Consider the following 24,155-nt stretch of genomic DNA (forward strand, 5'->3'; position numbering starts at 1 on the left):
CCATGACGCGGCAAGGGGAGGAGGTTCCGGCACGCTGCCTGCGCATGCCGCATGTGGAGCGGGGAATGGCCGTCGGCCTGTTCGGCGGTTCCTTCAACCCGCCCCATGCCGGCCATGTCCTGGTGGCCGAGACGGCGCTGCGGCGGCTTCGCCTGCATCAGCTCTGGTGGATCGTCACACCCGGCAACCCCCTGAAGGACAACAGCGGGCTGGCGCCACTGGCCACCCGCATCGCCTGGTCGGAAGCCTGCGCGGCCGATCCGCGCATCAAGGTGACGGCGTTCGAGGCGGCGCACCGCCTGCGCTATACGGCGGATACCATCGGTCTCGTGTGCCGGCGCAATCCGGGCGTCGACTTCGTGTGGGTCATGGGGGCGGATTCGCTGCGCGATTTCCATCGCTGGGAACGCTGGCGCGACATCGCGCGCAAGGTTCCCATCGCCGTGTTCGACCGGCCGGGCGCCACGCTTTCCTTCCTCTCCTCGGTGATGGCCAAGACTTTCGATGATGCCCGAATCGACGAGAGCGATGCGCCGCGCCTGGCGCGATTGCGGCCGCCCGCATGGACATTCATCCACGGCCCCCGCTCCTCCCTCTCCTCCACCGCCCTGCGCGAGGCGGGCGTCGGCGGCCCCGATGGCCGCTGAAGCGGCGGCGGGCGGCAATCCTGTCTTGAAACTGACAAGCTTGTCTGCCTATCTATTGGGTATCGTGCGGCAGGTGCCGCGCGGTACGGTTGTTCTTGCTGGAAGGGAAAGACACTGAGAACAGCACTACAGAAGAAGGCAGACATCATGCCTTCGCCGGCCGGGGCGGCTGAGAGCAGCGTGTCCCGCGCCGTAAGCGCAGCGCTGAAGAGTCTGGAAGACTCGAAGGCCGAGAACATCGTCTCCATCGACATTCAGGGCAAGTCTCCGCTGGCGGATTACATGATCGTCGCCTCCGGCCGGTCACACCGCCATGTGGCGGCTGTCGCCGAACACCTCATCCGCGCGCTCAAGGATGCCGGCCTCGGCACCGCACGGGTGGAGGGGCTTGCCGGCGCCGACTGGGTGTTGATCGATTCGGGCGACATCATCGTTCACGTGTTCCGCCCGGAGGTTCGGGAGTTCTACAACATCGAGAAGATGTGGCAGGCACCGGACCTCGATGGAGAGACGGTGCACTAGCGGCCCGACCGGGCGCGCGCCCCGCAGCTTCTGCCGGGGCGTGCCGGACCGGAGGCCAGCGGCCTGAAGGCATGAAACTTGCCGGACCCTGCGCCGGAAGGCCGGGTTCTGGCGTGTCTGTCCTTGCTCAAGCGCTTGTCGCGCCCGGACAGGGAGGATTTCCCGATACGTATTGCCGTGCATGCCGTGGGCCGCATGAAGGCCGGCGCCGAGAAGGAACTTGCGGAGCGCTACTTCCAGCGGCTGGCAAAGGCCGGTCCGGCCGTGGGGCTGGAGTTCGCCGGCGTGGGCGAGGCGTCCGAAAGCCGGGCACGCACGGCGGCCGAGCGCCGGCGGGAGGAGGGGCAGCGTCTGCTGGAGGCGGCAGCCGGCGCCTCGCTGATCCTGCTCGACGAGCGCGGCAGAAATCTGTCCTCGCGCCAGATTGCCGACAGGCTCGCCACGCTGCGCGATGGTGGAGAGCGGCGTCTTGTCGTCGCCATTGGCGGGCCCGACGGCCACGACGAGGCCCTGCGCAGGCAGGCCGCTCTCTGCCTCTCCTTCGGCGCCCAGACCTGGCCGCATCAGCTGGTCCGCGTCATGCTGGCTGAACAGCTCTATCGTGTCGTGACCATCCTCTCCGGCCACCCCTATCACCGCGAATGAGGCGGCGCGGGGCGCGGGCCGCCGCAACGGTTGCCCGCCAGCCGCGCTATGGTTGATGCTTCCTTAACGAACTTTGCCCTATGATGGAGGCGACACTTTTCCTGCGACGGTGAGATGAAGGCGAGAGGGATCAGCCATGCCGGACGGGGCGCGCGCTTGCTGGCGGCCGGGCTTCTGGTCGCCGGCCTTTTCCTGCCGGGAATGGCGGGCGCGCAGGGGCTCGACGGGCTGGAGCTGCGCCACAACGAGAACGTGGAGGAATATCGCCGCCTGTCGCAGCAGCTCGTGGTGTCCGAAAGGCGTCAGCAGGAGCTGACCGCCGAGATCGCGGCAATCCGCGACGACAGCGCGGCGCTGACCGCGGCGCTGATCCAGACGGTCAAGACCCAGCGCAAGCTCGCCGAGGACATCGAGGACATCGAGGCGCGTCTGGCCGCGCTTACCCGGCGGCGCGACGAGCTGCGGCACTCCCTCGACCGCCGCCGCGGCACGCTGGCGGAGGTGCTTGGCGCGCTGCAGCGCATGGGGCTCAACCCCCCGCCGGCCATCCTTGTGGAGCCGGAGGACGCGCTGTCATCCGTGCGTAGCGCCATTCTGCTGGGGGCCGTGGTGCCGGAAATGCGCGCCGAGACGGAGATGCTCGTCACCGATCTGCGCGAGCTGACGCGCATCATGACCTCCATCGGCGGCGAGCAGGAACGCCTTCACGAAAAAATGACCGCGCAGGCGGAAGAGCAGGAGCGCCTGACCCTGCTGCTCAAGGAGAAGCAGCGCCTGCAGGCCGAGGCGGAGAAGCGCATGGCGCAGGAGCGCGCGCGCGCCGAGGAGATGGCGGCCCGGGCACAGAGCCTGCAGGAGCTCATTGCCACGCTGGAAAAGGAGATCGAGACCCTGCGCGAGGCCATGGCCGAGGCGGGACCGGGCGAGCTTTCCGAGGCCCTGCCCTTCGCCGAACGCAAGGGCCTGGTTCCGCTTCCCGTTTCGGGCCGCCTCGCCCGCCGTTTCGGCGAGGAGGACGGCATGGGAGGCACTCTTAAGGGCGACATCCTAAGAACACAATCGGGCGCGATCGTCACCGCGCCAGCGGACGGGACGGTTCTCTATGCTGGACCGTTCCGCTCCTACGGGCAGCTCTTGATACTCAATCCCGGCGACGGGTATCATATCGTCCTTGCCGGGATGGACCGGCTCAACGTCTCGTTGGGCCAGCCGGTGCTGGCGGGAGAGCCGGTGGGCATGATGGGTGAGGCGCGGCTGGCAAGTATCCAGGCTTCGACGGTGGGCAACACGACGCCGGAGCTTTATATTGAGTTCAGGAAGGACGGGAAACCGATCGATCCGAAGCCCTGGTGGGCGCGAGAGCTATCTGGAAGGACGGGAAATGATACGTAAATTGTCGCTGCTGCTTGCCGGAGCATTGATCGGCGCCTCGACCGTAAGCCTCGTCTACGGCAATGCGGGCTCGGCGGCCAACGCGGCAGGGACGGAGACCTACCGGCAGCTCGCCATCTTCGGCGACATCTTCGAGCGCGTGCGCGCGCAGTATGTGACGCCGCCGGACGAAAAAGAGCTGGTGGAAAGCGCCATCAACGGCATGCTTTCCTCGCTCGATCCGCATTCCTCCTACCTCAATCCGGAAGCCGCGCAGGATATGCGCGTCCAGACGAAAGGCGAGTTCGGCGGCCTCGGCATCGAGGTGACGATGGAGAACGAGCTCGTCAAGGTGGTCGCGCCCATCGAGGACACGCCGGCCGCCCGCGCCGGTGTGCTGGCCGGCGACCTGATCGAGAAGATCGACGGCGCGCCGGTGCGCGGCATGACGTTGAGCGATGCGGTGGACAAGATGCGTGGTCCCGTCGACACGCCGATCGAGCTCACGATCCTGCGCGAGGGCCAGCCCAAGCCGCTCACCATCACCATCGTGCGCGACATCATCAAGGTGAAGGCGGTCAAGTACCGTGTGGAGGAGGATGTCGGCTATCTGAAGATCACCTCGTTCACCGAGAAGACGACCGACGATCTGCGCGAGGCCATCGAGGCGATCCAGGCCGAGGTGCCGGAGGATGAGCTCAAGGGCTATGTGCTCGATCTGCGGCTCAATCCCGGCGGCCTGCTCGATCAGGCGGTCAATGTTTCCGACATCTTCCTGGATCGCGGCGAAATCGTCTCCACCCGCGGGCGCGAGCCCGGCGACATCGCGCGCTTCTCCGCGCGTGCCGGCGACCTTGCGGACGGCAAGCCGCTGATCGTCCTCATCAATGGCGGCTCGGCAAGCGCATCGGAGATCGTTGCCGGCGCGCTTCAGGACCACCGCCGCGCCACGCTTCTGGGCACCCGCTCCTTCGGGAAGGGGTCGGTGCAGACCATCATTCCGCTGGGCGAGAACGGTGCCCTGCGGCTGACCACGGCGCTTTACTACACGCCGTCCGGCCAGTCGATCCAGGGCAAGGGGATCACCCCCGACATCCGCGTCGAACAGCCGCTTCCCGAAGAGCTTCAGGGTCTCGACGTGACGCGCGGCGAATCGGAGCTGCCGGGCCATATTCGCGGCTCCGAGGAGAGCGAGGAAGGCTCCGGCTCCATCGCCTATGTGCCACCGGATCCGGCGGACGACCTGCAGCTTGCCCACGCGCTGGATCTCCTGCGTGGCGTGAAGACCGATCCCGCCTTCCCGCCCAATCCGGACAAGGCGGTGATGAACAACCAGTAGGACAGCCGGCGCCCCGCTTCGGGGCGCCGCGCTCGGCCGCGGCGGGGTCTGGGGGAGACGCGGGAGCGCATGGAACCTGTTGGCAACGGCATCGACCAGCCGCTTGGGCAGGAAAAGGCCAGGACACATCCATTGCGCCGCCGGCTGCTGCCGCCCGGGCGGCTGGCCCTTCTGGTTCTTTCGCTGGCCGTGTTTGGCGGTTCCGGCGCCATCGCGCTGCGCGAGCGGCCGTTCCGCGATCCGCCGCCACCGGCGCTTTCCGAGCCGCAGGTCGCCGGGGCCGTGGAGGCGCACACACCTCGGGAGCCGGCGGAGAACAAGCCTGCAAGCGGTGCGCCCGGTGCGGCCATCATCCGCGTCGATCCGCAAGCTCCGCCCCCGGGGGGAAACGTCGTCATCGTCCGCGATCCCTCGGCGCTCGGTCAGAACCCGCGGCTTGCCCATCTTCCCGATCCCGCCCTGGTCGAGCAGTCGGATGTCGGCCCCTTGCCGGTGCGCGACGCGGCGGGCCGGCGGCCTTTCGACGTCTATGCGCGCGGCTGGTCGGGCGCGCGGGGTGCGCGCATCGCACTGCTGATCGGCGGCCTCGGCATCTCGCAGACCGGCACGCAGGAGGCGATCAGCAAGCTGCCCTCGGAGATCACCCTGGCCTTTGCGCCGCTTGGCAACAGCCTCGCGCGCTGGATGCGCACCGCGCGCCAGGAGGGCCATGAGGTGATGCTGCAGGTGCCCATGGAGCCGTTCGGCACGCCGAGCGGCAGCACGGGCAAGCACATGCTGCGCGTCGCTGCCGCTGAGGAGGAAAACCTGCAGAAGCTGCGCTGGATGCTGGCGCGCATCACCAACTATACCGGCATCGTCAACTACACCGGCGCGCGTTTTACCGCCGACCGGCAGGCGATGGATGTGCTGATGGGAGAGCTTGGCCGGCGCGGGCTTGGCTATCTCGATGACGGCACCTCCGCGCGCAGCGTGGCGCAGGAGGCCGCACTTGCAAGCGGCGTTCCCTTCGCGGCGGGCGATGCCGTGATCGATGCCGAGGGCGGCCGCGGCGCCATCCTGGAAAGGCTCGACGAGCTGGAGCGCATCGCGCGGGTGCGCGGCTTCGCCGTGGGCACCGGCTCCGCACTCACCTTGACGGTGGATACCGTGGCGGCGTGGGCGCAGGAGGTCACGAAACGCGGTATAGAGCTGGTCCCGGTGTCGGCGGTGGCATTCGACCCCGAGCGCAACTGAGGGGGAGGCGATGACGAAGGCGCATGATCTGCCCTACCGACCCTGCGTGGGCATGATGGTGCTCAACGCGGCAGGCGAGGTGTGGGCCGGTCGTCGCAAGGTCAGGCCCGCAGACGAGCTCGATGGCGCCGCCATGCTGTGGCAGCTTCCCCAGGGCGGCATCGACGAGGGGGAGGAGCCGCTCGCAGCGGCCCGCCGCGAGCTCTACGAGGAAACAGGCATCCGCAGCGTCTCTCTCCTTGCCGAGGCACCGGGTTGGATCACCTATGACCTGCCGGAGCACCTGGTGGGCGTTGCGCTGAAGGGGCGCTTTCGCGGGCAGAAGCAGAAGTGGTTTGCCTTCCGCTTCGAGGGCGACGAGAGCGAGATCGCCATCGACCCGCCGCCGGGCGGCCACGCGGCGGAGTTCGACGCCTGGGCATGGAAGCCCATGGAGGCGCTGCCCGGGCTCATCGTGCCGTTCAAGCGCCGCGCCTATGAGCAGGTGGTGGCCGCCTTCCGCCATCTCGCCCCATAGGCCCCCCCAGCCGGGGCCGGTGCACAAGCGGCGGAAAGCCGCCTCCCGCCTAGCGCCACTCGCGGATGTCGACGAAATGCCCGGCAATCGCCGCCGCGGCCGCCATGGCCGGCGAGACGAGGTGCGTGCGGCCCTTGAAGCCCTGGCGACCCTCGAAGTTGCGGTTCGAGGTGGAGGCGCAGCGCTCGCCCGGCTTCAGGCGGTCGTCGTTCATGGCCAGACACATGGAGCAGCCAGGCTCGCGCCAATCGAAACCGGCGGCCTTGAAGATCTTGTCCAGCCCTTCGGCCTCCGCCTGTGCCTTGACGACGCCGGAGCCCGGCACGATCATGGCATTCACGCGCTCGTGGACACGCTTTCCTTCCACGACACGCGCCACCGCCCGCAGATCCTCGATCCGGCCATTGGTGCAGGAGCCGATGAAGACGCGATCGACCGCGATGTCGGTGATCCTGGTGCCGGGCGTCAGGCCCATATAGTCGAGCGCCCGCTTCTTCGAGGCGCGCTTGGTCTCGTCCTCGATCAGATCCGGATCGGGCACCGTGCCGGTGACCGACACCACATCCTCGGGCGATGAACCCCAGGTCACCAGAGGCGGCAGATTGGCGGCATCGAGCCGGACGATGCGGTCGAAATGCGCCCCTTCGTCCGTGCGCAGCGTTTCCCAATAGGCGCGGGCCATATCCCAGGCCCTGCCTTTCGGCGCGCGCGGGCGGTCCTTGATGTATTCGAAGGTCGTCTCGTCGGGAGCGATCATGCCGGCGCGCGCGCCGCCTTCGATGGACATGTTGCAGACCGTCATGCGGCCTTCCATGGAAAGGGCGCGGATCGCCTCGCCCGCATATTCGATCACATGGCCGGTGCCGCCGGCCGTGCCGATCTCGCCGATGATGGCGAGGATGATGTCCTTTGCCGTGACGCCGTGCGGCAGCTTGCCGTCCACCTGGACCAGCATGTTCCTCGCTTTGCGCTGGATCAGCGTCTGGGTGGCAAGCACATGCTCCACCTCGGAGGTGCCGATGCCGTGGGCCAGCGCGCCGAAGGCGCCGTGGGTGGAGGTGTGGGAATCGCCGCACACGATGGTCATGCCCGGCAGGGTGAAGCCCTGCTCGGGGCCGACAATGTGCACGATGCCCTGCCGCTGGTCGGCCTCGTTGTAGTATTCGATGCCGAACTCGGCGGCATTCCTCGCCAGCGCCTCGACCTGGATACGGCTTTCCTCGTTCTTGATGCCGAACTTGCGATCCGGCGAGGTGGGCACGTTGTGGTCGACGACGGCCAGCGTCTTCTCCGGGTGCCGCACGGTGCGCGCGGCCATCCTCAGGCCCTCGAAGGCCTGCGGGCTCGTCACCTCATGCACCAGATGGCGGTCGATATAGATCAGGCAGGTGCCGTCCTCCTGCCGGTCGACCACGTGGTCGTCGAATACCTTGTCGTAGAGGGTGCGCGGTTCGCTCATCGTCAAAAGTCCTCGGTCGCGGAAAAGGAAAGCCCTTGCGGGCGGCGTCTCGTCCGCTCAGCCAAGTCGGCACAGAAGCGCGCCGGAGATGCGCGCAAAAAAGCGCCCCGGCAGGCGCTTCACATCCTGCAGCACGAACGGCCTGCAGGGCAAAGGTGCGCAAAATGCCTTCATGGCCCGGTCATACCAATGTTTTGGCCCTTCGGCAATCGGGCGCGCCCGGCTCGAAGCCCCGCAAAAGACAGGGGAGCACGCAGACGCGCTCCCCCGCCGAAAGACGCGATGGGCTGAGGCTTATTCGCCCTTGGCCTCGGCGTTCTGCCGGTTTTCGGCCTCGGCGGCTTCCTGGGCCGCCTTCTCCGCGGCCAGGGCCTCGGCGGCGGCGATCTTCTCGGCCTCGATACGGGCCTTCTCCTCGGCGGCCACCTGGCGTTCGGCCTCGTTCAGCTTGCGGGCGCGGGCGCCGGTGTTCTCGCTGATGCGGGCCGACTTGCCGCGACGCTCACGCAGGTAGTAGAGCTTGGCGCGGCGCACCTTGCCGCGGCGCACCACCTCGACGCCTTCGACCAGCGGCGAGTAGACGGGGAAGACACGCTCCACGCCCTCACCGTAGGAAATCTTGCGCACCGTGAAGCTCTCGTTGAGGCCGGCCCCCGAACGGCCGATGCACACGCCCTCGAAAGCCTGCACGCGGGTGCGGCTTCCCTCGGTCACGCGCACCAGCACACGCAGGGTGTCGCCTGGTGAAAAGTCGGGAAGGGTGCGCTGGGCGGCGATCTTGGCGGCCTGCTCGGCCTCGAGCTGACGGATAAGGTCCATCGTCTTGTCCTCTTTGTTCTTGAGACCGCCAGAGCGCTCGTCCCGCCGGCAGTCCTGGACCGCCTGAAGGGTGCGCTTCCCGGGAAGCGCAGGAGCGAATGCGCGTTCTTTAAGCTTAAACGTCGGCCATGGACCTCCCATGGCAGCTACGATGGGCTGCGCACATACACGAGAATGACCGGAGAATCAACAGCAGAAGGCCGCGCCTGATGCCCCGCCAGGGCCGCCGGCCGCCCGATGCGCTGCCCGTTTCAGCCGCCGATGCGCCCCAGATGCGTATCCTTGAAGCCGCTCTCGCGCTTCAGCCCATAGCCCAAGGCGCGATCGATGGCGATGTGAGCGGCCAGAACGAGGGCGATCTGGGCCATGAGCGGCTGGCCCGCCGCAATGCCGAGGAGATAGAGCAAGACCGGCGCGAGCCAGCTATGCACGGCATTGTAGCACCAGGCACCGACGCGCGGGCCGGCCAGATAGCCCAGCATGGAAAGATCGGGGACCAGGACAAGCAGCAGAAACAACCACCAGCCACCACCGCTCAGATGATAGGCATAGAGGGCCGCCGCGGCCAGCGCGGCGTGCTCGATTCTCAAAAGCTGTTTCATTGCTCAGTCTCGCCCTTGGTGTAGGCGGCCCAAAGATCCGGCCGGCGCTCGGCGGTCAGCCGCTCCGCCTCCTGCCGTCGCCATTCGGCGATTCGGCGGTGGTTTCCGGAGGTCAGCACGTCAGGGATCGGCCGGCCCTCGAAGAGCGGGGGGCGCGTGTAGTGGGGATGCTCCAGAAGCCCGCCCTCGAAGCTTTCCTCCGTGCCGGAGGTCTCGTTGCCCATCACGCCAGGCAGAAGGCGCACAACGGCGTCGAGCAGCACAAGCGCCGCCGGCTCGCCGCCCGACAGCACGTAGTCGCCGATCGACACCTCTTCCAGATCGCGTGCCTCGATGACACGCTGGTCCACGCCCTCGAAACGGCCGCAGACGATGAGCGCGCCGGTGCCGGCTGCCAGCGCGCGCACCCGCGCCTGGGTAAGCGGGCGGCCGCGCGGGCTCATCAGGAGCCTGGGGCGCTCGTCGCCCGGCGCCGCCGCCCGGTCGATGGCGCGGGCCAGCACGTCGGCGCGCATCACCATGCCGGCGCCGCCGCCTGCCGGCGTGTCGTCGACGCTGCGATGTCTGTCCTGCGCGAAATCCCGGATCTGCACCGTCTCCAGCGACCAGATGCCCGCCGCGCGGGCGCGCCCGGCGAGCGACAGGTCGAGCGGGCCGGGAAACATCTCGGGATAGAGGGTGAGCACGGTGGCGCGAAAGCTCAACGGTTGCCTCCCGCTTCCTTCGGCCCGCGCGGGCGTGCCCGGGGGTCCACGGGCGCGGCACCGGCGCTCTCCTGCCTGCGGTCGAGCCCGGCGGCCACGCTGTCGAGCCGCACCGCCCCCTCGTCGAGGTCCACCTCCGGCACTGCATCATGCGTGAAGGGCACCATCAGGGTCGGTCCCGCCGCAGGGCGGATTTCCAGGATGTCGCCGGCGCCGAAATTGTGAACGGCGATCACCGTGCCGATCTCCTCCCCCGTCTCGTCGAAGGCCGGCAGTCCGATCAGGTCCGCGTGGTAGAACTCCTCTTCCTCCAGCGCCTGGGGCAGGGCCGCGCGATCCACGAACAGCGCCTCGCCCGTCAGCGTCTCCGCACCGTCCCGGTCGTCGACGCCGTCGAACCGCACGATGACGACGTTGCGGGCCGGGCGCATGCGCACGATCTTCAGCATCCGTCCCGCGGCGGTATAGAGCGGGCCGTAGCGGCCGAGCGCCAGAGGATCGTCGGTGAAGGGCTTGACGCGCACCTCGCCGCGGATGCCGTGGGCGGCCCCCACGACGCCGAGCTGCACCGGGTTCCGGGGGCCGCCTGCCGGTCGCGTGTCCTTCCTGTCGCCGGTCTCCCGCCTGCGCGTCATTGCCCGTCCTCCGCCCGCCTGCCCGGAAGGGACCCGATGCCGCCTGCCGCGCCCATGGTCAGGACTTGGCAAGCCGCGCCGCCACCGCCTCGATGCGCTCGGCAAGCTGGGTGAGCGCGCTGGTGAGCGCGGCGTCGTTCTTGTCGGCCTTCAGCAATGCCTCGTCGCGCGTCTTGCGCAGCGTTGCGATCTCGCTCTCCATGCCGCGCACACGCTTCTGCAGCTCGTTGAACTCGTCCATCACCATGATGCCGGCCATCACCGTCAGGCGCTGGTCGCCAATCTCGCCGAAGGCATCCTTGAGATGGCGGATATAGCGGTCGAAGCGCTGGGCAAGGTCGATCAGATGTTCTTCCTGCCCCTCGTCGCAGGCCATCCGATAGGCCTTGCCGTCTATGGTCACGGTCACCTGTGCCATGGCAGGCCCTACCGATCCAGGACGGCGCGGATCGTCTCCATGGCCGTCACCAGGCGGCGCGAGACCTCGCGGTTCACCTCCGCCAAGCGCTCCGCGCGCGCCTCGCATTTGTCGATTTCCTGCGCCAGGCGTGCACGGTCGGCGCCCATGCGCTGCACCTCCGCCTCCGCCTCGGCATAGTCGCGCTCCTTCTCCAACCGGGCGTCGGCGGCCGCTTCCAGCCCCTCCACGGCCTTGCCCAGGCGGTCGATCGCTTCCCGGAGTGTGGTGTCAGCGTTCATTGCAACCCGTTCCCAGCCGCCCCGCCTGCGAATTGCGCGCAATCGTAAGATTTTACCCGCGAAAGATTACGCGGCGGGTGAACCCGCCGTCAACTCAATTGGCGCCTATCCCCCGATTTGCCGGCTGCCGCGGGGTGTGGCGCGGAGGCGCGCGCGCCCCGGCATTTATTGACTTGGGCTGCGCACCTGCTATGTGTCGCCGTGCTTTCCGGGTGCTATGCGCCCATTGCCTGAAACCGCCGGCAGCCGATCAGCGAGCAGAGATGATTTCACGCGAAAAACACGACCGGATGGCGAATGCGATCCGCTTCCTTTCCATGGATGCTGTCGAGAAGGCGAAGTCGGGCCACCCCGGCCTGCCCATGGGCGCGGCCGACATCGCCACGGTGCTGTTCACCCGTTTTATGACGCACGACCCCAAGAACCCTCACTGGGCGGATCGCGACCGTTTCGTCCTGTCGGCGGGCCACGGCTCGATGCTGCTCTACTCCCTGCTCTATCTGCTGGGTTACGAAGACATCACCATCGACGAGATCAAGAACTTCCGGCAGCTCGGTTCGCGCACCGCCGGACATCCCGAATACGGCCACGCCGCAGGCATCGAGACGACCACCGGTCCGCTCGGCCAGGGCTTTGCCAATGCGGTGGGCATGGCGCTTGCCGAGCGGCTTTTGAACGCCCGCTTCGGCGACGATCTGGTCAACCACTACACCTACGCGCTGGTGGGCGATGGCTGCCTGATGGAAGGCATCAGCCAGGAGGCGCTGGCGCTGGCCGGCCATCTGCGGCTCAACAAGCTCATCGTGCTGTTCGACGACAACCAGATCTCCATCGACGGGCCGGTGTCGCTTGCCGATTCCACCGACCAGTGCGCGCGCTTCGAGGCATCCGGCTGGAAGACCTTGCGGGTGGACGGGCACGACCCGGACGCCATCGCCGCAGCCATCGAGGAGGCGCGCGGCGCCGACCGGCCGACCATGATCGCCTTCCGCACCACCATCGGCTGGGGCGCGCCCACCAAGGCGGGCACCAACAAGGCGCACGGCTCGCCGCTGGGCGCGGAAGAGATCGCCAAGACCCGCGAGGCGCTGGGATGGGATGCCGAGCCCTTCACGGTGCCCTCCGACATTCTCGACGACTGGCGGCTTGCCGGCCTGCGCTCGGCCAAGGAGCGCAAGGCCTGGGAGGAGCGGCTGGCGGCGGCGGATGCCGAGACGCGCGCCGAGTTCGAGCGGTGCATGCGCGGCGACCTGCCGGAGGCGCTCGACCAGGCGATCGACGACTACAAGAAGAAGCTTGCTGCCGAGAACCCCAAGGTTGCCACCCGCAACGCCTCGCAGATGGCGCTCGAGGTCATCAATGGCTGCGTGGCCGAGACGGTGGGCGGCTCGGCGGACCTGACCGGCTCCAACAACACCAAGACCAGCCAGACCGAGGCCGTGACGCCGGGGAACTATAGCGGCCGCTACATCCACTATGGCATCCGCGAGCACGCCATGGCCGCCGCCATGAACGGAATCGCACTGCATGGCGGCCTCATCCCCTATGGCGGCACCTTTCTCACCTTCTCCGACTATGCGCGCCCGGCCATGCGGCTTGCCGCGCTGATGGGCGTGCGCTCCATTTTCGTGATGACGCACGATTCCATAGGACTCGGCGAGGATGGACCGACGCACCAGCCCGTCGAGCACCTGGCCGCGCTCAGGGCGATTCCCAACCTGCTCGTCTTCCGCCCGGCGGACGCCGTGGAAACCGCGGAGTGCTGGCAGCTCGCCCTGAAGTCGAAGAAGACGCCTTCCACCCTGGCGCTGACCCGACAGAAGCTGGAGCCTGTGCGCACCGAATACGAGGAGGAGAACCTGTGCGCGCGCGGCGCCTACGAGCTGCTGCCGGCCGGCGACGAGGCGAAGGTCACGCTGTTCGCCAGCGGCTCGGAGGTGGAGATCGCCGTGGCCGCCAAGGCGCTTCTGGAGGCGCGGGGCCATCCCACGCGGGTCGTCTCCGTGCCGTGTTTCGAGCTTTTCGAGGCGCAGGACGAGGACTACCGTGCCGCCATCATCGGGCAGGCCCCGGTGCGAATCGCCATCGAGGCCGGCGTGCGCCAGGGCTGGGACCGCTTCATCGGGACCGATGGCGCCTTCGTCGGCATGAGCGGCTTCGGCGCCAGCGCGCCTGCGGAAGAGCTCTACAAGCATTTCGGAATCACGGCGGAAGCCGTGGTGGCGGCGGCGGAGGCGCGCCTGGCCGCCGCCTGAGGGTTGCCGGGTGCCCAGCCGGCACGGCCGGGGGCGCCCGTTTCTGTGTCGGGTGCCGCCTGGGGCGGGCCCTTGTCGCCGTGCCGGGCACGGCATCATGTTCGCCGGAGGTAGTTCATGACCGTCAAAGTAGCCGTCAACGGATTTGGCCGCATCGGCCGCAACATCGTGCGTGCCATCTATGAATCCGGCCGCAAGGACATCGACGTCGTTGCCGTCAACGACCTCGGTCCGGTTGAAACCAATGCGCATCTTCTGCGCTACGACAGCGTGCACGGCCGTTTCCCCGGCGAGGTGAAGGTGGAGGGCGACACCATCGTGGTCGGTTCGGAATCCTTCAAGGTGCTGGCGGAGCGCGATCCGTCCAAGCTGCCCTGGAAGGAGCTGGGCATCGACATCGTGCTGGAGTGCACGGGCATCTTCACCTCCAAGGAGAAGGCGTCGATGCATCTCGAGGCCGGCGCCAAGCGCGTGCTCGTCTCCGCCCCCGCCTCCGGTGCGGATCTGACGGTGGTCTATGGCGTCAACCACGACAAGATCACCGCCGAGCACAAGGTGATCTCCAACGCCTCCTGCACCACCAACTGCCTGGCCCCCGTGGCCAAGGTGCTGCACGAGGCGTTCGGCATCGAGCGCGGCTTCATGACGACGATCCATGCCTATACGGGCGACCAGCCGACGCTCGACACCCTGCACAAGGATCTCTACCGCGCCCGTGCGGCCGCCATGTCGATGATCCCGACCTCCACCGGCGCTGCCAAGGCCGTCGGCCTCGTCCTGCCGGAGCTCAACGGGAAGCTCGACGGCGTGTCGATCCGCGTGCCGACCCCCAATGTCTCGGTCATCGACTTCAAGTTCGTGCCCAAGAGGAAGGTGAGCGTGGACGAGGTGAACAAGGCGCTGATCGCCGCCGCCGAGGGCGAGCTCAAGGGCATCCTCGCCTATACGGACGAGCCCCTGGTCTCCGTCGACATGAACCACAATTCCGCCTCCTCGACCTTCGCGCTCGATCAGACGAAGGTCATCGAGGGCGAGCTGGTGCGGGTGATGTCGTGGTACGACAACGAGTGGGGCTTCTCCAACCGCATGGCGGATACGGCGGTGGCCATCGGCAAGACCCTCGCCTGACCCGCCTTTTCCCGCCGTTTCATGCCGCGCCCGGCCTCTTCGGCCGGGCGTTTTCCTTTGTGCAAGGGGCATCCTCGTCGCAAAACCCGCCCCTGCCTGGTCCTCGGCTCTTGCCTGATCGCTCGCTTCACCGCAATTTGGCCGCGAAACGCTGTTCAGAGAGGCTTATGGATCAAGGCATTTATCTGATTACGCTCATCGGCACCGCGCTTGTGCTGTTTGCCGCCTTTTCCAGCCTGATCGCCTTCCGTTTCGGCGCGCCATTGCTGCTCGTCTTTCTCGGCATCGGCCTTGCGGCCGGAACCGACGGGCTGGGTCTCGATTTCGACAATGCGTCCGTCGCCTTCTTCGTCGGCTCGCTGGCGCTCGCCGTCATCCTGTTCGATTCCGGCTTCGGCACGTCGCTTGCGAGCTTCCGCGCCGCCGCACTGCCGGCGGTGGTGCTTGCCACCTTCGGCGTGGTCATCACGGCGGGGCTGGTGGGGGTGGCCGCTCACTATGCGACGGGCCTCGACTGGCTGGAATCCCTGCTGCTCGGCGCCACCGTCGCTTCCACCGACGCGGCGGCGGTCTTCTTCCTGCTGCGCGTGGGAAACATCTTCGTGCGCGAGCGCGTGCGCTCCACGCTGGAGGTGGAGTCGGGCTCGAACGATCCCATGGCCATCTTCCTCACGCTCGCCCTTGTCGGGCTCATCGCCACGGGTGCGCCGCTGGAGCCGGAAAAGCTCGCCACAGACGTGGCGCTCGGTTTCCTCAGGCAGATGAGCATCGGGCTGGTCGCCGGGCTGGCCGGCGGCTATGTGATCGTGCGGCTGGTCATGCGCCTCAAGCTCGAACAGGGGCTTCTTCCGATCTTCGTGCTGGCCCTGTCGCTGCTCGTTTTCGCGCTTGCCGGCGCGCTCGGCGGCTCCGGCTTCCTGGCCGTCTATGTGGCCGGCCTCGTCGCCGGCAACGCGAAGCTGCGCTCCACGGCGGCCCTGAAGCGCTTTCAGGACGGGGTGACATGGGCCGCGCAGATCATCATGTTCCTGGTTCTGGGCCTGTTTGCGACGCCCTCCCAGTTCGGGGAGATCGCCCTGCCGGCGCTGTTCCTGGGGCTTTTCCTGATCTTCGTCGCCCGTCCCCTGGCGGTGGCGCTGTGTCTCATGCCGTTCCGCTTCTCGCGCGCCGAGACGGCCTTCATCTCCTGGGTCGGCCTGCGCGGCGCCGTCTCCATCCTGCTGGCCATCACGCCGCTGATCGACGGGCTGGAAGCCGGGCGCAACCTCTTCAACATCGTCTTCATCATCGTGCTCGTCTCGCTGGTGGTGCAGGGGTGGAGCGTCGCGCCGCTGGCCCGGCGGCTCGGCCTCGTGGTGCCGGCGCGCATGGGGCCGGTGGACAAGGTGGAGCTGGAGTTGCCGGGCTCTGCCCGCCATGAGCTGCTCGCCTACCGTGTCGTGCCCGGCAGCCCCGTGGCGCGCGGCGAGCGCATTCCCCGCTGGGCACGCCCGTCGCTCGTGGTGCGCGGCGACCGCTCCATGACCTATCAATATGCCGGCCGCCTGCAGGCGGGCGACCACGTCTATATCTTCGTGCCCGACCGCTATCCGCGGCTGCTCGACCGGCTGTTCGCCAGCCCCGCCGAGGTAGACCCGGAGGACGCGGAGTTCTTTGGCGCGTTCGCGGTGGACCCCGACCGCCCCGCCGCCGACATCGAGGCGGCCTATGCGCTGGGACTCGACGAGCAGGAGCAGGCGCTCACCATCGCGGAGCTGGTGCGCAAGCGCCTCGGCGGGCGCGCGGAATATGGCGACCGGGTACCCCTCGGCTCCATCGAGCTCATCGTGCGCGAGGTGGACGAGAAGGGCACGATCACCAGCATCGGCCTGTCCGTCGACCCGCCGGCAAGGGAGGCGGAGGTGCCCGTCTTCATCAGCGTGGGCGAGGCGGCGAGCCGGCTCTGGGCGATGCTGCGGCGCTGGTGGGCGCAGCGGCGCGACAGCACCGCAAAAACCGCCGAAGAAGGCCCGCAGGAATGAGCGCGCGCTCTTGCCTCGCGCGCCGGGCTCTGTATCCTCCCCGCGCAAACACCCGGATCTTTTCGAGGCATTGATTGATGGCCGATTTCAGAACCCTGGACGACCTGGAGGACATCACCGGCAAGCGCGTGCTGCTGCGTGTCGATCTCAACGTGCCCGTCAAGGACGGCGCCGTGACCGATGCCACGCGCATCGAGCGCGTCGCCCCCACCATCACCGAGCTTTCCGACCGGCGGGCGAAGGTCATCCTGCTCGCCCATTTCGGGCGGCCGAAGGGCAAGCCGGTGCCGGAATTCTCGCTGCGGCCGGTGGCCGGCGCCGTGGAGGCCACGCTCGACCGCAGGGTCCTCTTCGCCGCCGACTGCGTGGGCGAGACGGCCCGTGCGGCGATAGAGGAGATGACCGAGGGCGACATCCTGCTTCTCGAGAACACGCGCTTCCACGCCGGCGAGGAGGCGAACGACCCCGACTTTGCCCGCGCGCTGGCCGAGAACGGCGACATCTATGTGAACGATGCCTTCTCCGCCGCCCATCGCGCACATGCCTCCACGGAGGGCCTGGCGCACCATCTGCCCGCCTATGCCGGGCGCGCCATGCAGGCGGAGCTCGAGGCGCTGGAGAAGGGGCTCGGCAATCCCAAGCGCCCGGTGGTCGCCATCGTCGGCGGCGCCAAGGTGTCCACCAAGATCGACCTGCTGCTCAACCTCGTCAAGAAGGTGGACGGGTTGGTGATCGGCGGCGGCATGGCCAACACCTTCCTCGCCGCGCGCGGCACGGAGGTGGGAAAGTCGCTGTGCGAACATGAGCTGGCGGACACCGCCAGGCAGATCATGATCGACGCCGCGAGCGCCGGCTGCGCCGTCATTCTGCCGGTCGATGCGGTGGTGGCCAGAGCCTTCGAGGCCGGCGCGCAGAGCGCGGTGGTGGACATCGCCGCCGTGCCGCAGGATGCGATGATCCTCGATGTCGGACCGAAGAGCGTGCAGACCGTGAACGAATGGCTCGACCGGGCCGATACGGTGGTCTGGAACGGCCCGCTCGGCGCCTTCGAGATCGAGCCTTTCGACAAGGCCACCATGGCCGCTGCGCGCCACGCGGCAAGCCGCACCCGCGAGGGGCTTCTGGTTTCCGTCGCCGGCGGCGGGGACACGGTGGCCGCCCTCAACAAGGCTGGCGTCGCGGAGGATTTCACCTATGTATCCACCGCGGGTGGCGCCTTTCTGGAGTGGATGGAGGGCAAGACCCTGCCCGGCGTGGCAGCGCTCATGAAGTAGGACGAAATACTTTTTATTTCAATCGATTAGGGGTGTCCGACCTGCATTCCGTTTTGTTTCTTCTTCTGTTATCGGCTTCTTGACCGCAACGGAGGCATGGAAGATGAGCGAACGGCTTGAGGACATCGCGGCCCGGATGCTGGCCGAGGGCAAGGGCATTCTGGCCGCCGACGAAAGCACCGGCACCATCAAGAAGCGTCTCGATTCGATCGGCGTCGAATCGACGCCCGAGACGCGCCGCGACTATCGCGAGATGCTGTTTTCCGCCGAAGAGGCGATGCGCGAATATATTTCCGGCGTCATCCTCTACGACGAGACCATTCGTCAGCAGGCCCGGGACGGCACGCCGCTTGTGGAGCTGATTGCGCGCGCCGGCGCGGTGCCCGGCATCAAGGTCGACAAGGGTGCCAAGCCCCTGGCGGGCTTTCCCGAGGAGAAGATCACCGAAGGGCTGGACGGACTGCGCGAGCGGCTGGCGGAGTATCATGCGCTCGGCGCGCGCTTTGCCAAGTGGCGCGGCGTGATCGCCATTTCCGATGTGCTGCCCTCCTGGGGCGCGGTCAAGCAGAACGCCCAGGCGCTGGCGCGCTATGCGGCGCTGTGCCAGGAGGCGGGCATCGTGCCCATTGTGGAGCCGGAAGTGCTGATGGACGGCGCGCCGGGAGACCACTCCATCGACCGTTGTCACACGGTCACGGAGTGGGTGCTGAAGACGGTGTTCCAGGAGCTCTATGATGCGCGGGTGAAGCTCGAAGGCATGGTGCTGAAGCCGAACATGGTCATCGACGGCAAGAACGCCCGCAAGGCAAGCCGCGAGGAGGTGGCGGAGAAGACCGTGCGCTGCCTGAAGGCCAGCGTGCCGGCGGCCGTGCCGGGCATCGCCTTCCTTTCCGGCGGGCAGTCGGACGAGGAGGCCACGGCTCATCTGTCGCTGATGAATGCCGGCTTCGACGTGCCCTGGCGCCTCACCTTCTCCTATGGGCGGGCGCTTCAGGCGCCGGCGCTCAAGGCATGGGGCGGCAAGCCGGAGAATGTTGCCGCCGGCCAGCGCGCCTTCGCGCACCGGGCACGGATGAACGCGCTTGCCGCGCGCGGAGACTGGCGGCAGGAGCTGGAGAAGGCCGCCTGAGGAGCCGCTGTCGCGCTCAGCCCGACCCGTGGCTGAGCGCGACGGTCACCAGGATGGCGCCGAGCGCCACCAGCGCAAGCTTCCAGAAGTCGCTGCGTTTGCGCAGGCCGGGAAGGCCGAGCGGCCGGATGAGATGCAGGATCATCATGGCGACGACCAGAAGCGAGAGGATTTTTGTCATCGGGCGCCCGTGCTTTGTGATTGCGTCCTTTTGCCCTTCTTCGGGGCAGCCTGTCAAAAAGGCCCGCCGCCCGATGCAGGGCGGCTTGACCCCGCCGCGGCGCCGGCCCAGTCTCCTGCCGGGTGAAAACGCGCGAGGTTGAGAATGGCACTGGACGGCAAGACAGCCATCGTGACGGGGGCGGCAGGCGGCATCGGCTATGCCATCGCCGAGCGATTCCTGCGCGAGGGGGTGCGTGTCATGATCGCCGATGTCAACGCCGAGAAGGGGGCACAGGCGGTCAAGGATCTCGAAAAGCTCGGCGAGGCCCGCTTCGTCAAGGCCGATGTGGGCAAGAGTCTCGACGTGCACAATCTCGTCGCCTCCGCCATCGACGCGCTGGGCGACATCGACATCCTGGTCAACAATGCCGGCATCGTGCACGGGGCGGACTTCCTGGAGCTGAAGGAGGAGGATTTCGACCGCGTGCTCCGGGTCAACCTCAAGGGCCCCTTCCTGGTGGGACAGGCCGTCGCCCGCTACATGGTGGAGAAGGTGCGCGGTGGCGGCTCTCCCGGCACGATCATCAACATGTCGTCGGTCAACGCCGTCTTCGCCATCGCAAGCCAGCTTCCCTATTCGGTCTCGAAAGGGGGCGTGAACCAGCTCACCAAGGCCATGGCGCTGGCGCTCGCGCCCCATGGCATCCGCGTCAATGCCATCGGCCCCGGCTCGATCATGACCGACATGCTGGCCAGCGTGAACGCCGACCCGGCAGCGCGCGACCGCATCCTCTCGCGCACGCCGCTCGGACGGATCGGAGACCCGCAGGAAATCGCCTCCATCGCCGCCTTCCTGGCCTCCGACGATGCCAGCTATATCACCGGCCAGACCATCTATGCCGATGGCGGGCGCCTGCCGCTCAACTACACCGTCGAGGTGCGACGCGAGGAGGAGGATTAGAACCACGCCGTGGTTCGACCTCCCCGCTCAGCCCGGCGTTCAGGCCCTAAGACCGGGCCTCTTCGCCTTCCGGCCGCCGCCGGCGTCTTGCCAGGTTCCTGACAAAACGCTGGCCGCACGGCCGTGTCATGATCCCCCGACAGTCTCAAGCGGAGGATCGAAAGCCATGAACACGGAACGCAACACGATCTCGCACGTGGTCGAACGCTGGTTCGGCGCCTATATGCGCCGCAGGCGCCGGAAGATGGGAGAACGGATCATGAACGAGTTGCCACCCAGCCTGCAGAGAGATATCGGTTGGCAGCCGACAGGGCCGGCGCGGCGGCGTTAGGGCGTCCGGCCCGCGACCGCCGGCGGCCCAGACGGTTCGAGCGGCCGCAACAGAGAGGAAGGGCCCATGCATCACCCCGGCACGATCGGTCTCGTTCTCATCGAGAAGTACGCCGACTGGGAGTTCGGCCTGCTTGCCGCGTCCGCGGCGGCGTGGTTCGGAGGCCGCGTGGTGGCGCTGACGACGGATGCGACGCCCGCGCGCTCCATGGCGGGCCTGGAGCTTGTCGGCCAGCGCGGCCTCGCGCCGCAGGAGAATGAAGATCTCGATGCCGTGGCCGTCATCGGCTCGGAGGTCTGGACGACGCCGGACGCGCCGGACATCACGCCGCTTCTTGGTGCCGTTTCCGGCCGCGGCGGCGCTGTCGGCGGCATATGCGCCGGCACCCTGGCGCTTGCGCGGGCCGGCCTTTTCGCCGGTCGGCGCCACACGAGCAACGGCCGCCAGTGGATCAGCACGTTTGCGCCCGGCTATGCGGGCGCCGAGGCTTATGAGGATGTGCCCCACGCGGTGGCCGATGGCCGGGTGGTCAGCGCGCCGGGCTCGGCACCCGGCACCTTCGCGGCGGCCTTTCTGGAGGTCCTGCTGCCCGGCCAGGCGGCAAGGATCGGCGAGATGCGCGCGCTTTTCGCGCGCGAGCACGCGGCCGGCTGAAAGGCGCCGCCAGCGGCTTCACCCCTCCTGACAGTATGTTGTCAGGAGAGGTGTGCCAATCTCCGGCAACCGCCAGCGAGAGGAGTTCAGCGATGCAGCCGTTTCAGCCCGACAACGCGGCCGTCTGGTTCGAGATTCCGGTCACCGACATGGACCGGGCCAAGGCCTTTTACGGTGCCGTCTTGAACAACACGCTCACCGACGAGGACAATGGACCGAACCCGATGGCGCTGTTTCGCGTCAAGGACCCCAAGGACGGGGTCGGCGGTCATGTCTACCCCGGCCGGCCGGCGGCGAAAGGAACGGGGCCGACGATCCACCTCGCCGTTCCCGCTCCGCTTGAGGAGGCGATGGAGCGCTTGGTCGCCCATGGCGGCGAGGTCGTCTCGCCCATCATCACCATTCCCGCCGGGCGTTTCGTGTATTGTCTCGATCCCGATGGCAACAGCATCGGGCTGTTTGCGTGAGGAGCGGCCTTCATGCGGCGCGCCGACCGGCTCTTTCAGATCGTTCAGCATCTGCGCGGCGGCCGCCTCGTCACCGCACGGCTTCTCTCCGAGCGGCTCGAGGTTTCCGAGCGCACCATCTACCGCGACATCGCCGACCTGCAATCGACGGGCGTGCCCATCGACGGGGAGGCGGGGGTGGGCTATCTCATGCGCGAGGGCTTCGAGCTTCCGCCGCTGATGTTCACCCGTGACGAGATCGTGGCGCTGGTGGCGGGTGCGCGCATGGTGCGTGCCTTCGGGGGCGCGGCCATGGCGCGCGCGGCGGAGGAGGCGCTGGTCAAGATCGGCACCGTCCTGCCCGAGAACGAGCGCGAGCGCATAGCGCGCACCGAGATCCACACGCCCGACTGGGTGATCAGCGATACCGAGCGTCAGGCCATCGACGCGCTGGAGCGCGCGGTGGAGAACCGGCGCGTGCTCACCCTCGACTATCGTGACGAGGCAGGACAGATGACCCGGCGGGACGTGCGCCCGCTCGGCCTGTGGTTCTGGGGCAAGGTGTGGACGCTGGTCGCCTGGTGCGAGCTGCGCAACGATTTCCGCGCCTTCCGCATCGACCGCATCGTGGTGATGCAGGAGGCCGGCCGCAGCTTCAAGCCCGAGCGCGGCAAGCAGCTCGGCGACTTCTACCGGCGGCTGGAGCTGCGCGAGGGCAACGGCAACGGGCAGGGCTGAGGGGTTTCACCCCCGCCTGCGCGCCGCCAGCGTTCTCAGCCGCAGCGCATTCAAGCGGATGAAGCCCTCGGCGTCCTTCTGGTCATAGGCACCGCGGTCGTCCTCGAAGGTCACCAGAGCGTCGGAATAGAGCGACCTTTCGGACCTGCGGCCGGTGACGATGACATTGCCCTTGTAGAGCTTCAATCGCACCTCGCCTTCCACGTCCTCCTGGCTCTTGTCGATCGCCGCCTGAAGCATCTCGCGCTCGGGCGAGAACCAGAAGCCGTTGTAGATGAGCTCGGCATAGCGGGGCATCAGCTCGTCCTTCAGGTGCGCGGCCCCCCGGTCGAGCGTGATCGATTCGATGGCCCGGTGCGCGGCGAGCAGGATGGTGCCGCCCGGCGTCTCGTAGACGCCGCGCGACTTCATGCCGACGAAGCGGTTTTCCACCAGGTCGATGCGGCCGATGCCGTTGTCGCGGCCCAGATCGTTGAGCGCGGCAAGCAGCGTGGCTGGCGACATCGCCTTGCCGTCGAGCGAGACGGCGTCGCCGCGTTCGAAGCCGATGACGATTTCCCGCGCCTCGTCCGGCGCGTCGAAGGGCGAGATCGTGCGCTGGTGAACATACTCCGGCGGCTCGCTCCACGGATCTTCGAGCACCTTTCCCTCTGACGAGGAGTGCAGCAGATTGGCATCGACGGAGAAGGGCGCTTCCCCCCGCTTGTCCCTGGGCACCGGGATCTGGTGCGCCTCGGCGAAGTTCAGAAGGTCGGTGCGCGACTTGAAGCTCCAGTCGCGCCACGGCGCGATGACCTTGATGTCCGGGTTGAGCGCATAGGCCGACAGCTCGAAGCGCACCTGGTCGTTGCCCTTGCCGGTGGCGCCGTGGGCGATGGCGTCAGCCCCCGTCTCGGCGGCAATCTCCACCAGCCGCTTGGCGATCAGCGGGCGGGCGATCGAGGTGCCCAGCAGATAGACGCCCTCATAAAGGGCGTTGGCGCGGAACATCGGGAAGACGAAGTCGCGCACGAACTCCTCGCGCAGATCCTCGATGTAGATTTCCCGAATGCCCAGCATCTCGGCCTTGCGGCGCGCCGGCTCCAGCTCCTCGCCCTGGCCGAGGTCGGCGGTGAAGGTCACCACCTCCGCGCCGAGCTCGGTCTGCAGCCACTTCAGGATGATGGACGTGTCGAGGCCGCCCGAATAGGCCAGGACGACCTTCTTGACATCTGTGTGCTTTGCCATGGTCTTTTCCGCTGAAAAAGGCCGCCCGGCGCGCCCGGGCCCCGTTTGCGCCGCACTATTATCAGGAAAAGACGCAGGGGCAAGGCCGCCCCGGCAGGCTAGTTGCAGGAGCGGATGGAATCGAGCGCCGCGGTGAGCCCGAGCAGCGAGAAGGTATAGCGCGTGCTGTTGCCGCGCCCGGAGGTCGCGGAGACCGTCATGTCGGCGCCGGCCTTCATGGCGGCAACGAGCTGCGGCTCCTCGGCTGCGTTTTCGAGCCATGCGGACTGGCCCTGGGTGAACATGGTGAAGGAGCGGTTGCCCACCGTCACCGTCACCTTCGAGCCTTCCTGCAGGCTGTAGTCGGCGATGAACTGCGGCTCATAGGCGACGTTCTGGCCCGGCTTCTGGCTGACGAAGAAGAAGATGTCCCCGTGATTGAGATTGGAGGGCTCCTTGGTCTTCGGCACGCTCATCGCATAGCAGACCTTGCCGTTGTCCGACTGATAGCTGTAGGTGCCCCAGTCGCGGTGCTGGCCGATGGCTGTCGCCTGCGCGAAGGCCGGTCCGGCAACGGCGACCGCGCACAGCAGAATTAGCGACGAAAAGATCCCACGCATTGTCCCTGACCGTATCTTTGCTGCGGTTGTTTATG

27 protein-coding genes are annotated in these 24,155 nt (G+C 67.6%); 17 read left to right on the top strand and 10 right to left on the bottom strand.

Translation table 11 applies throughout. From position 1 onward, the window contains the following. Positions 1–2: 2 nt before the first annotated feature. The 7 genes from NYR58_RS12620 to NYR58_RS12650 all read left to right on the top strand — a co-directional run bounded on the left by NYR58_RS12620 (position 3) and on the right by NYR58_RS12650 (position 6,277). Positions 3–647: a nicotinate-nucleotide adenylyltransferase gene (locus tag NYR58_RS12620; RefSeq protein ID WP_261521219.1), complete on the top strand. Its 645-nt coding sequence runs from the start codon at positions 3–5 to the stop codon at positions 645–647. Between the two features lie 147 nt (positions 648–794). Next, positions 795–1,169, top strand: a complete 375-nt coding sequence (gene rsfS / locus NYR58_RS12625; RefSeq protein WP_261521220.1) for a ribosome silencing factor — start codon at positions 795–797, stop codon at positions 1,167–1,169. A 165-nt stretch (positions 1,170–1,334) separates the two neighbouring features. Further along, positions 1,335–1,814, top strand: a complete 480-nt coding sequence (gene rlmH / locus NYR58_RS12630) for a 23S rRNA (pseudouridine(1915)-N(3))-methyltransferase RlmH (protein ID WP_261521337.1) — start codon at positions 1,335–1,337, stop codon at positions 1,812–1,814. 114 nt (positions 1,815–1,928) lie between these two features. Then, positions 1,929–3,206: a murein hydrolase activator EnvC family protein gene (locus NYR58_RS12635; RefSeq protein WP_315903336.1), complete on the top strand. Its 1,278-nt coding sequence runs from the start codon at positions 1,929–1,931 to the stop codon at positions 3,204–3,206. Beyond that, on the top strand, positions 3,196–4,524 hold the full coding sequence (locus NYR58_RS12640) for a S41 family peptidase (protein WP_261521221.1): 1,329 nt from the start codon (positions 3,196–3,198) through the stop codon (positions 4,522–4,524). The genes NYR58_RS12635 and NYR58_RS12640 overlap by 11 nt, the downstream gene beginning before the upstream one ends. A 69-nt stretch (positions 4,525–4,593) precedes the next feature. Beyond that, the gene (locus tag NYR58_RS12645) at positions 4,594–5,760 is read left to right on the top strand and encodes a divergent polysaccharide deacetylase family protein (RefSeq protein WP_261521222.1); all 1,167 of its coding nucleotides are present in this window, start codon (positions 4,594–4,596) and stop codon (positions 5,758–5,760) included. 10 nt (positions 5,761–5,770) lie between these two features. Beyond that, positions 5,771–6,277, top strand: coding sequence for an RNA pyrophosphohydrolase (locus tag NYR58_RS12650; protein ID WP_261521223.1), 507 nt, complete (start codon positions 5,771–5,773; stop codon positions 6,275–6,277). 49 nt (positions 6,278–6,326) lie between these two features. On the opposite strand, the gene leuC is transcribed toward NYR58_RS12650, so the two are convergent. The 7 genes from leuC to NYR58_RS12685 form a co-directional block, all read right to left on the bottom strand. Then, positions 6,327–7,736: a 3-isopropylmalate dehydratase large subunit gene (gene leuC, locus NYR58_RS12655; protein ID WP_261521224.1), complete on the bottom strand. Its 1,410-nt coding sequence runs from the start codon at positions 7,734–7,736 to the stop codon at positions 6,327–6,329. A gap of 294 nt (positions 7,737–8,030) precedes the next feature. Beyond that, a complete protein-coding gene (gene rplS, locus NYR58_RS12660; RefSeq protein ID WP_261521225.1) occupies positions 8,031–8,555 on the bottom strand; it encodes a 50S ribosomal protein L19 in 525 nt (174 codons plus the stop codon). A 251-nt stretch (positions 8,556–8,806) separates the two neighbouring features. Continuing rightward, positions 8,807–9,157: a DUF4260 domain-containing protein gene (locus NYR58_RS12665; protein ID WP_261521226.1), complete on the bottom strand. Its 351-nt coding sequence runs from the start codon at positions 9,155–9,157 to the stop codon at positions 8,807–8,809. After that, on the bottom strand, positions 9,154–9,861 hold the full coding sequence (gene trmD / locus NYR58_RS12670; protein WP_261521227.1) for a tRNA (guanosine(37)-N1)-methyltransferase TrmD: 708 nt from the start codon (positions 9,859–9,861) through the stop codon (positions 9,154–9,156). Before trmD ends, NYR58_RS12665 begins: the two co-directional genes overlap by 4 nt. Next, on the bottom strand, positions 9,858–10,496 hold the full coding sequence (gene rimM, locus NYR58_RS12675; protein ID WP_261521228.1) for a ribosome maturation factor RimM: 639 nt from the start codon (positions 10,494–10,496) through the stop codon (positions 9,858–9,860). The genes trmD and rimM overlap by 4 nt, the downstream gene beginning before the upstream one ends. Before the next feature lie 58 nt (positions 10,497–10,554). Then, positions 10,555–10,914 carry a cell division protein ZapA gene (locus NYR58_RS12680; protein ID WP_261521229.1) on the bottom strand — a complete coding sequence of 120 codons (360 nt, stop codon included), beginning with the start codon at positions 10,912–10,914 and terminating at the stop codon, positions 10,555–10,557. An 8-nt stretch (positions 10,915–10,922) separates the two neighbouring features. After that, the gene (locus tag NYR58_RS12685) at positions 10,923–11,195 is read right to left on the bottom strand and encodes a DUF4164 domain-containing protein (protein WP_261521230.1); all 273 of its coding nucleotides are present in this window, start codon (positions 11,193–11,195) and stop codon (positions 10,923–10,925) included. 263 nt (positions 11,196–11,458) lie between these two features. On the opposite strand from NYR58_RS12685, the gene tkt reads away from it, so the two are divergent. From tkt to NYR58_RS12710, 5 genes are all read left to right on the top strand, one after another. Next, positions 11,459–13,450: a transketolase gene (gene tkt, locus NYR58_RS12690; protein WP_261521231.1), complete on the top strand. Its 1,992-nt coding sequence runs from the start codon at positions 11,459–11,461 to the stop codon at positions 13,448–13,450. Between the two features lie 117 nt (positions 13,451–13,567). Beyond that, positions 13,568–14,578 (top strand): type I glyceraldehyde-3-phosphate dehydrogenase, encoded by a 1,011-nt coding sequence (gene gap, locus NYR58_RS12695; protein ID WP_261521232.1) that lies wholly within the window; start codon positions 13,568–13,570, stop codon positions 14,576–14,578. Between the two features lie 167 nt (positions 14,579–14,745). After that, positions 14,746–16,599, top strand: coding sequence for a potassium/proton antiporter (locus tag NYR58_RS12700; RefSeq protein WP_261521233.1), 1,854 nt, complete (start codon positions 14,746–14,748; stop codon positions 16,597–16,599). Positions 16,600–16,676: 77 nt separating this feature from the next. After that, entirely contained in the window at positions 16,677–17,873 is a 1,197-nt protein-coding gene (locus NYR58_RS12705; RefSeq protein ID WP_261521234.1) for a phosphoglycerate kinase, read from the top strand. A gap of 103 nt (positions 17,874–17,976) precedes the next feature. Continuing rightward, positions 17,977–19,002, top strand: a complete 1,026-nt coding sequence (locus NYR58_RS12710) for a class I fructose-bisphosphate aldolase (RefSeq protein ID WP_261521235.1) — start codon at positions 17,977–17,979, stop codon at positions 19,000–19,002. 16 nt (positions 19,003–19,018) lie between these two features. Here the strand turns inward: NYR58_RS12710 and NYR58_RS12715 are convergent, their stop codons facing one another. Then, complete coding sequence (locus NYR58_RS12715; RefSeq protein WP_261521236.1) at positions 19,019–19,183, bottom strand: hypothetical protein; 165 nt, start codon at positions 19,181–19,183, stop codon at positions 19,019–19,021. 144 nt (positions 19,184–19,327) lie between these two features. Here NYR58_RS12715 and NYR58_RS12720 point away from each other — a divergent pair, with 144 nt between their 5' ends. The 5 genes from NYR58_RS12720 to NYR58_RS12740 all read left to right on the top strand — a co-directional run bounded on the left by NYR58_RS12720 (position 19,328) and on the right by NYR58_RS12740 (position 22,294). After that, positions 19,328–20,125, top strand: coding sequence for an SDR family NAD(P)-dependent oxidoreductase (locus NYR58_RS12720; RefSeq protein WP_261521237.1), 798 nt, complete (start codon positions 19,328–19,330; stop codon positions 20,123–20,125). A 166-nt stretch (positions 20,126–20,291) separates the two neighbouring features. Next, entirely contained in the window at positions 20,292–20,456 is a 165-nt protein-coding gene (locus NYR58_RS12725; RefSeq protein WP_261521238.1) for a hypothetical protein, read from the top strand. Positions 20,457–20,522: 66 nt separating this feature from the next. Beyond that, positions 20,523–21,110 carry a DJ-1/PfpI family protein gene (locus NYR58_RS12730; protein WP_261521239.1) on the top strand — a complete coding sequence of 196 codons (588 nt, stop codon included), beginning with the start codon at positions 20,523–20,525 and terminating at the stop codon, positions 21,108–21,110. Between the two features lie 92 nt (positions 21,111–21,202). Then, the gene (locus NYR58_RS12735) at positions 21,203–21,577 is read left to right on the top strand and encodes a VOC family protein (RefSeq protein WP_261521240.1); all 375 of its coding nucleotides are present in this window, start codon (positions 21,203–21,205) and stop codon (positions 21,575–21,577) included. Positions 21,578–21,589: 12 nt separating this feature from the next. Continuing rightward, entirely contained in the window at positions 21,590–22,294 is a 705-nt protein-coding gene (locus NYR58_RS12740; protein WP_261521241.1) for a helix-turn-helix transcriptional regulator, read from the top strand. A 6-nt stretch (positions 22,295–22,300) separates the two neighbouring features. Here NYR58_RS12740 and NYR58_RS12745 read toward each other — a convergent pair whose 3' ends face one another. Beyond that, positions 22,301–23,521, bottom strand: coding sequence for an argininosuccinate synthase (locus tag NYR58_RS12745; protein ID WP_261521242.1), 1,221 nt, complete (start codon positions 23,519–23,521; stop codon positions 22,301–22,303). A gap of 98 nt (positions 23,522–23,619) precedes the next feature. Further along, complete coding sequence (locus NYR58_RS12750; protein ID WP_261521243.1) at positions 23,620–24,120, bottom strand: invasion associated locus B family protein; 501 nt, start codon at positions 24,118–24,120, stop codon at positions 23,620–23,622. Positions 24,121–24,155: the final 35 nt, after the last annotated feature.

Source organism: Chelativorans intermedius (assembly GCF_025398255.1).
Taxonomy (GTDB): Bacteria; Pseudomonadota; Alphaproteobacteria; order Rhizobiales; family Rhizobiaceae; genus Chelativorans; species Chelativorans intermedius.

What these genes read in the sequence shown, in the direction of transcription:
- NYR58_RS12620 (WP_261521219.1), top strand. Translation starts at nt 3, where the DNA reads ATGACGCGGCAAGGGGAGGAGGTTCCGGCACGCTGCCTGCGCATGCCG.
- rsfS (WP_261521220.1), top strand. Translation starts at nt 795, where the DNA reads ATGCCTTCGCCGGCCGGGGCGGCTGAGAGCAGCGTGTCCCGCGCCGTA.
- NYR58_RS12635 (WP_315903336.1), top strand. Translation starts at nt 1,929, where the DNA reads ATGAAGGCGAGAGGGATCAGCCATGCCGGACGGGGCGCGCGCTTGCTG.
- NYR58_RS12640 (WP_261521221.1), top strand. Translation starts at nt 3,196, where the DNA reads ATGATACGTAAATTGTCGCTGCTGCTTGCCGGAGCATTGATCGGCGCC.
- NYR58_RS12645 (WP_261521222.1), top strand. Translation starts at nt 4,594, where the DNA reads ATGGAACCTGTTGGCAACGGCATCGACCAGCCGCTTGGGCAGGAAAAG.
- NYR58_RS12650 (WP_261521223.1), top strand. Translation starts at nt 5,771, where the DNA reads ATGACGAAGGCGCATGATCTGCCCTACCGACCCTGCGTGGGCATGATG.
- leuC (WP_261521224.1), bottom strand. Translation starts at nt 7,736, where the DNA reads ATGAGCGAACCGCGCACCCTCTACGACAAGGTATTCGACGACCACGTG.
- rplS (WP_261521225.1), bottom strand. Translation starts at nt 8,555, where the DNA reads ATGGACCTTATCCGTCAGCTCGAGGCCGAGCAGGCCGCCAAGATCGCC.
- NYR58_RS12665 (WP_261521226.1), bottom strand. Translation starts at nt 9,157, where the DNA reads ATGAAACAGCTTTTGAGAATCGAGCACGCCGCGCTGGCCGCGGCGGCC.
- rimM (WP_261521228.1), bottom strand. Translation starts at nt 10,496, where the DNA reads ATGACGCGCAGGCGGGAGACCGGCGACAGGAAGGACACGCGACCGGCA.
- NYR58_RS12680 (WP_261521229.1), bottom strand. Translation starts at nt 10,914, where the DNA reads ATGGCACAGGTGACCGTGACCATAGACGGCAAGGCCTATCGGATGGCC.
- NYR58_RS12685 (WP_261521230.1), bottom strand. Translation starts at nt 11,195, where the DNA reads ATGAACGCTGACACCACACTCCGGGAAGCGATCGACCGCCTGGGCAAG.
- tkt (WP_261521231.1), top strand. Translation starts at nt 11,459, where the DNA reads ATGATTTCACGCGAAAAACACGACCGGATGGCGAATGCGATCCGCTTC.
- gap (WP_261521232.1), top strand. Translation starts at nt 13,568, where the DNA reads ATGACCGTCAAAGTAGCCGTCAACGGATTTGGCCGCATCGGCCGCAAC.
- NYR58_RS12700 (WP_261521233.1), top strand. Translation starts at nt 14,746, where the DNA reads ATGGATCAAGGCATTTATCTGATTACGCTCATCGGCACCGCGCTTGTG.
- NYR58_RS12705 (WP_261521234.1), top strand. Translation starts at nt 16,677, where the DNA reads ATGGCCGATTTCAGAACCCTGGACGACCTGGAGGACATCACCGGCAAG.
- NYR58_RS12710 (WP_261521235.1), top strand. Translation starts at nt 17,977, where the DNA reads ATGAGCGAACGGCTTGAGGACATCGCGGCCCGGATGCTGGCCGAGGGC.
- NYR58_RS12715 (WP_261521236.1), bottom strand. Translation starts at nt 19,183, where the DNA reads ATGACAAAAATCCTCTCGCTTCTGGTCGTCGCCATGATGATCCTGCAT.
- NYR58_RS12720 (WP_261521237.1), top strand. Translation starts at nt 19,328, where the DNA reads ATGGCACTGGACGGCAAGACAGCCATCGTGACGGGGGCGGCAGGCGGC.
- NYR58_RS12725 (WP_261521238.1), top strand. Translation starts at nt 20,292, where the DNA reads ATGAACACGGAACGCAACACGATCTCGCACGTGGTCGAACGCTGGTTC.
- NYR58_RS12730 (WP_261521239.1), top strand. Translation starts at nt 20,523, where the DNA reads ATGCATCACCCCGGCACGATCGGTCTCGTTCTCATCGAGAAGTACGCC.
- NYR58_RS12735 (WP_261521240.1), top strand. Translation starts at nt 21,203, where the DNA reads ATGCAGCCGTTTCAGCCCGACAACGCGGCCGTCTGGTTCGAGATTCCG.
- NYR58_RS12740 (WP_261521241.1), top strand. Translation starts at nt 21,590, where the DNA reads ATGCGGCGCGCCGACCGGCTCTTTCAGATCGTTCAGCATCTGCGCGGC.
- NYR58_RS12745 (WP_261521242.1), bottom strand. Translation starts at nt 23,521, where the DNA reads ATGGCAAAGCACACAGATGTCAAGAAGGTCGTCCTGGCCTATTCGGGC.
- NYR58_RS12750 (WP_261521243.1), bottom strand. Translation starts at nt 24,120, where the DNA reads ATGCGTGGGATCTTTTCGTCGCTAATTCTGCTGTGCGCGGTCGCCGTT.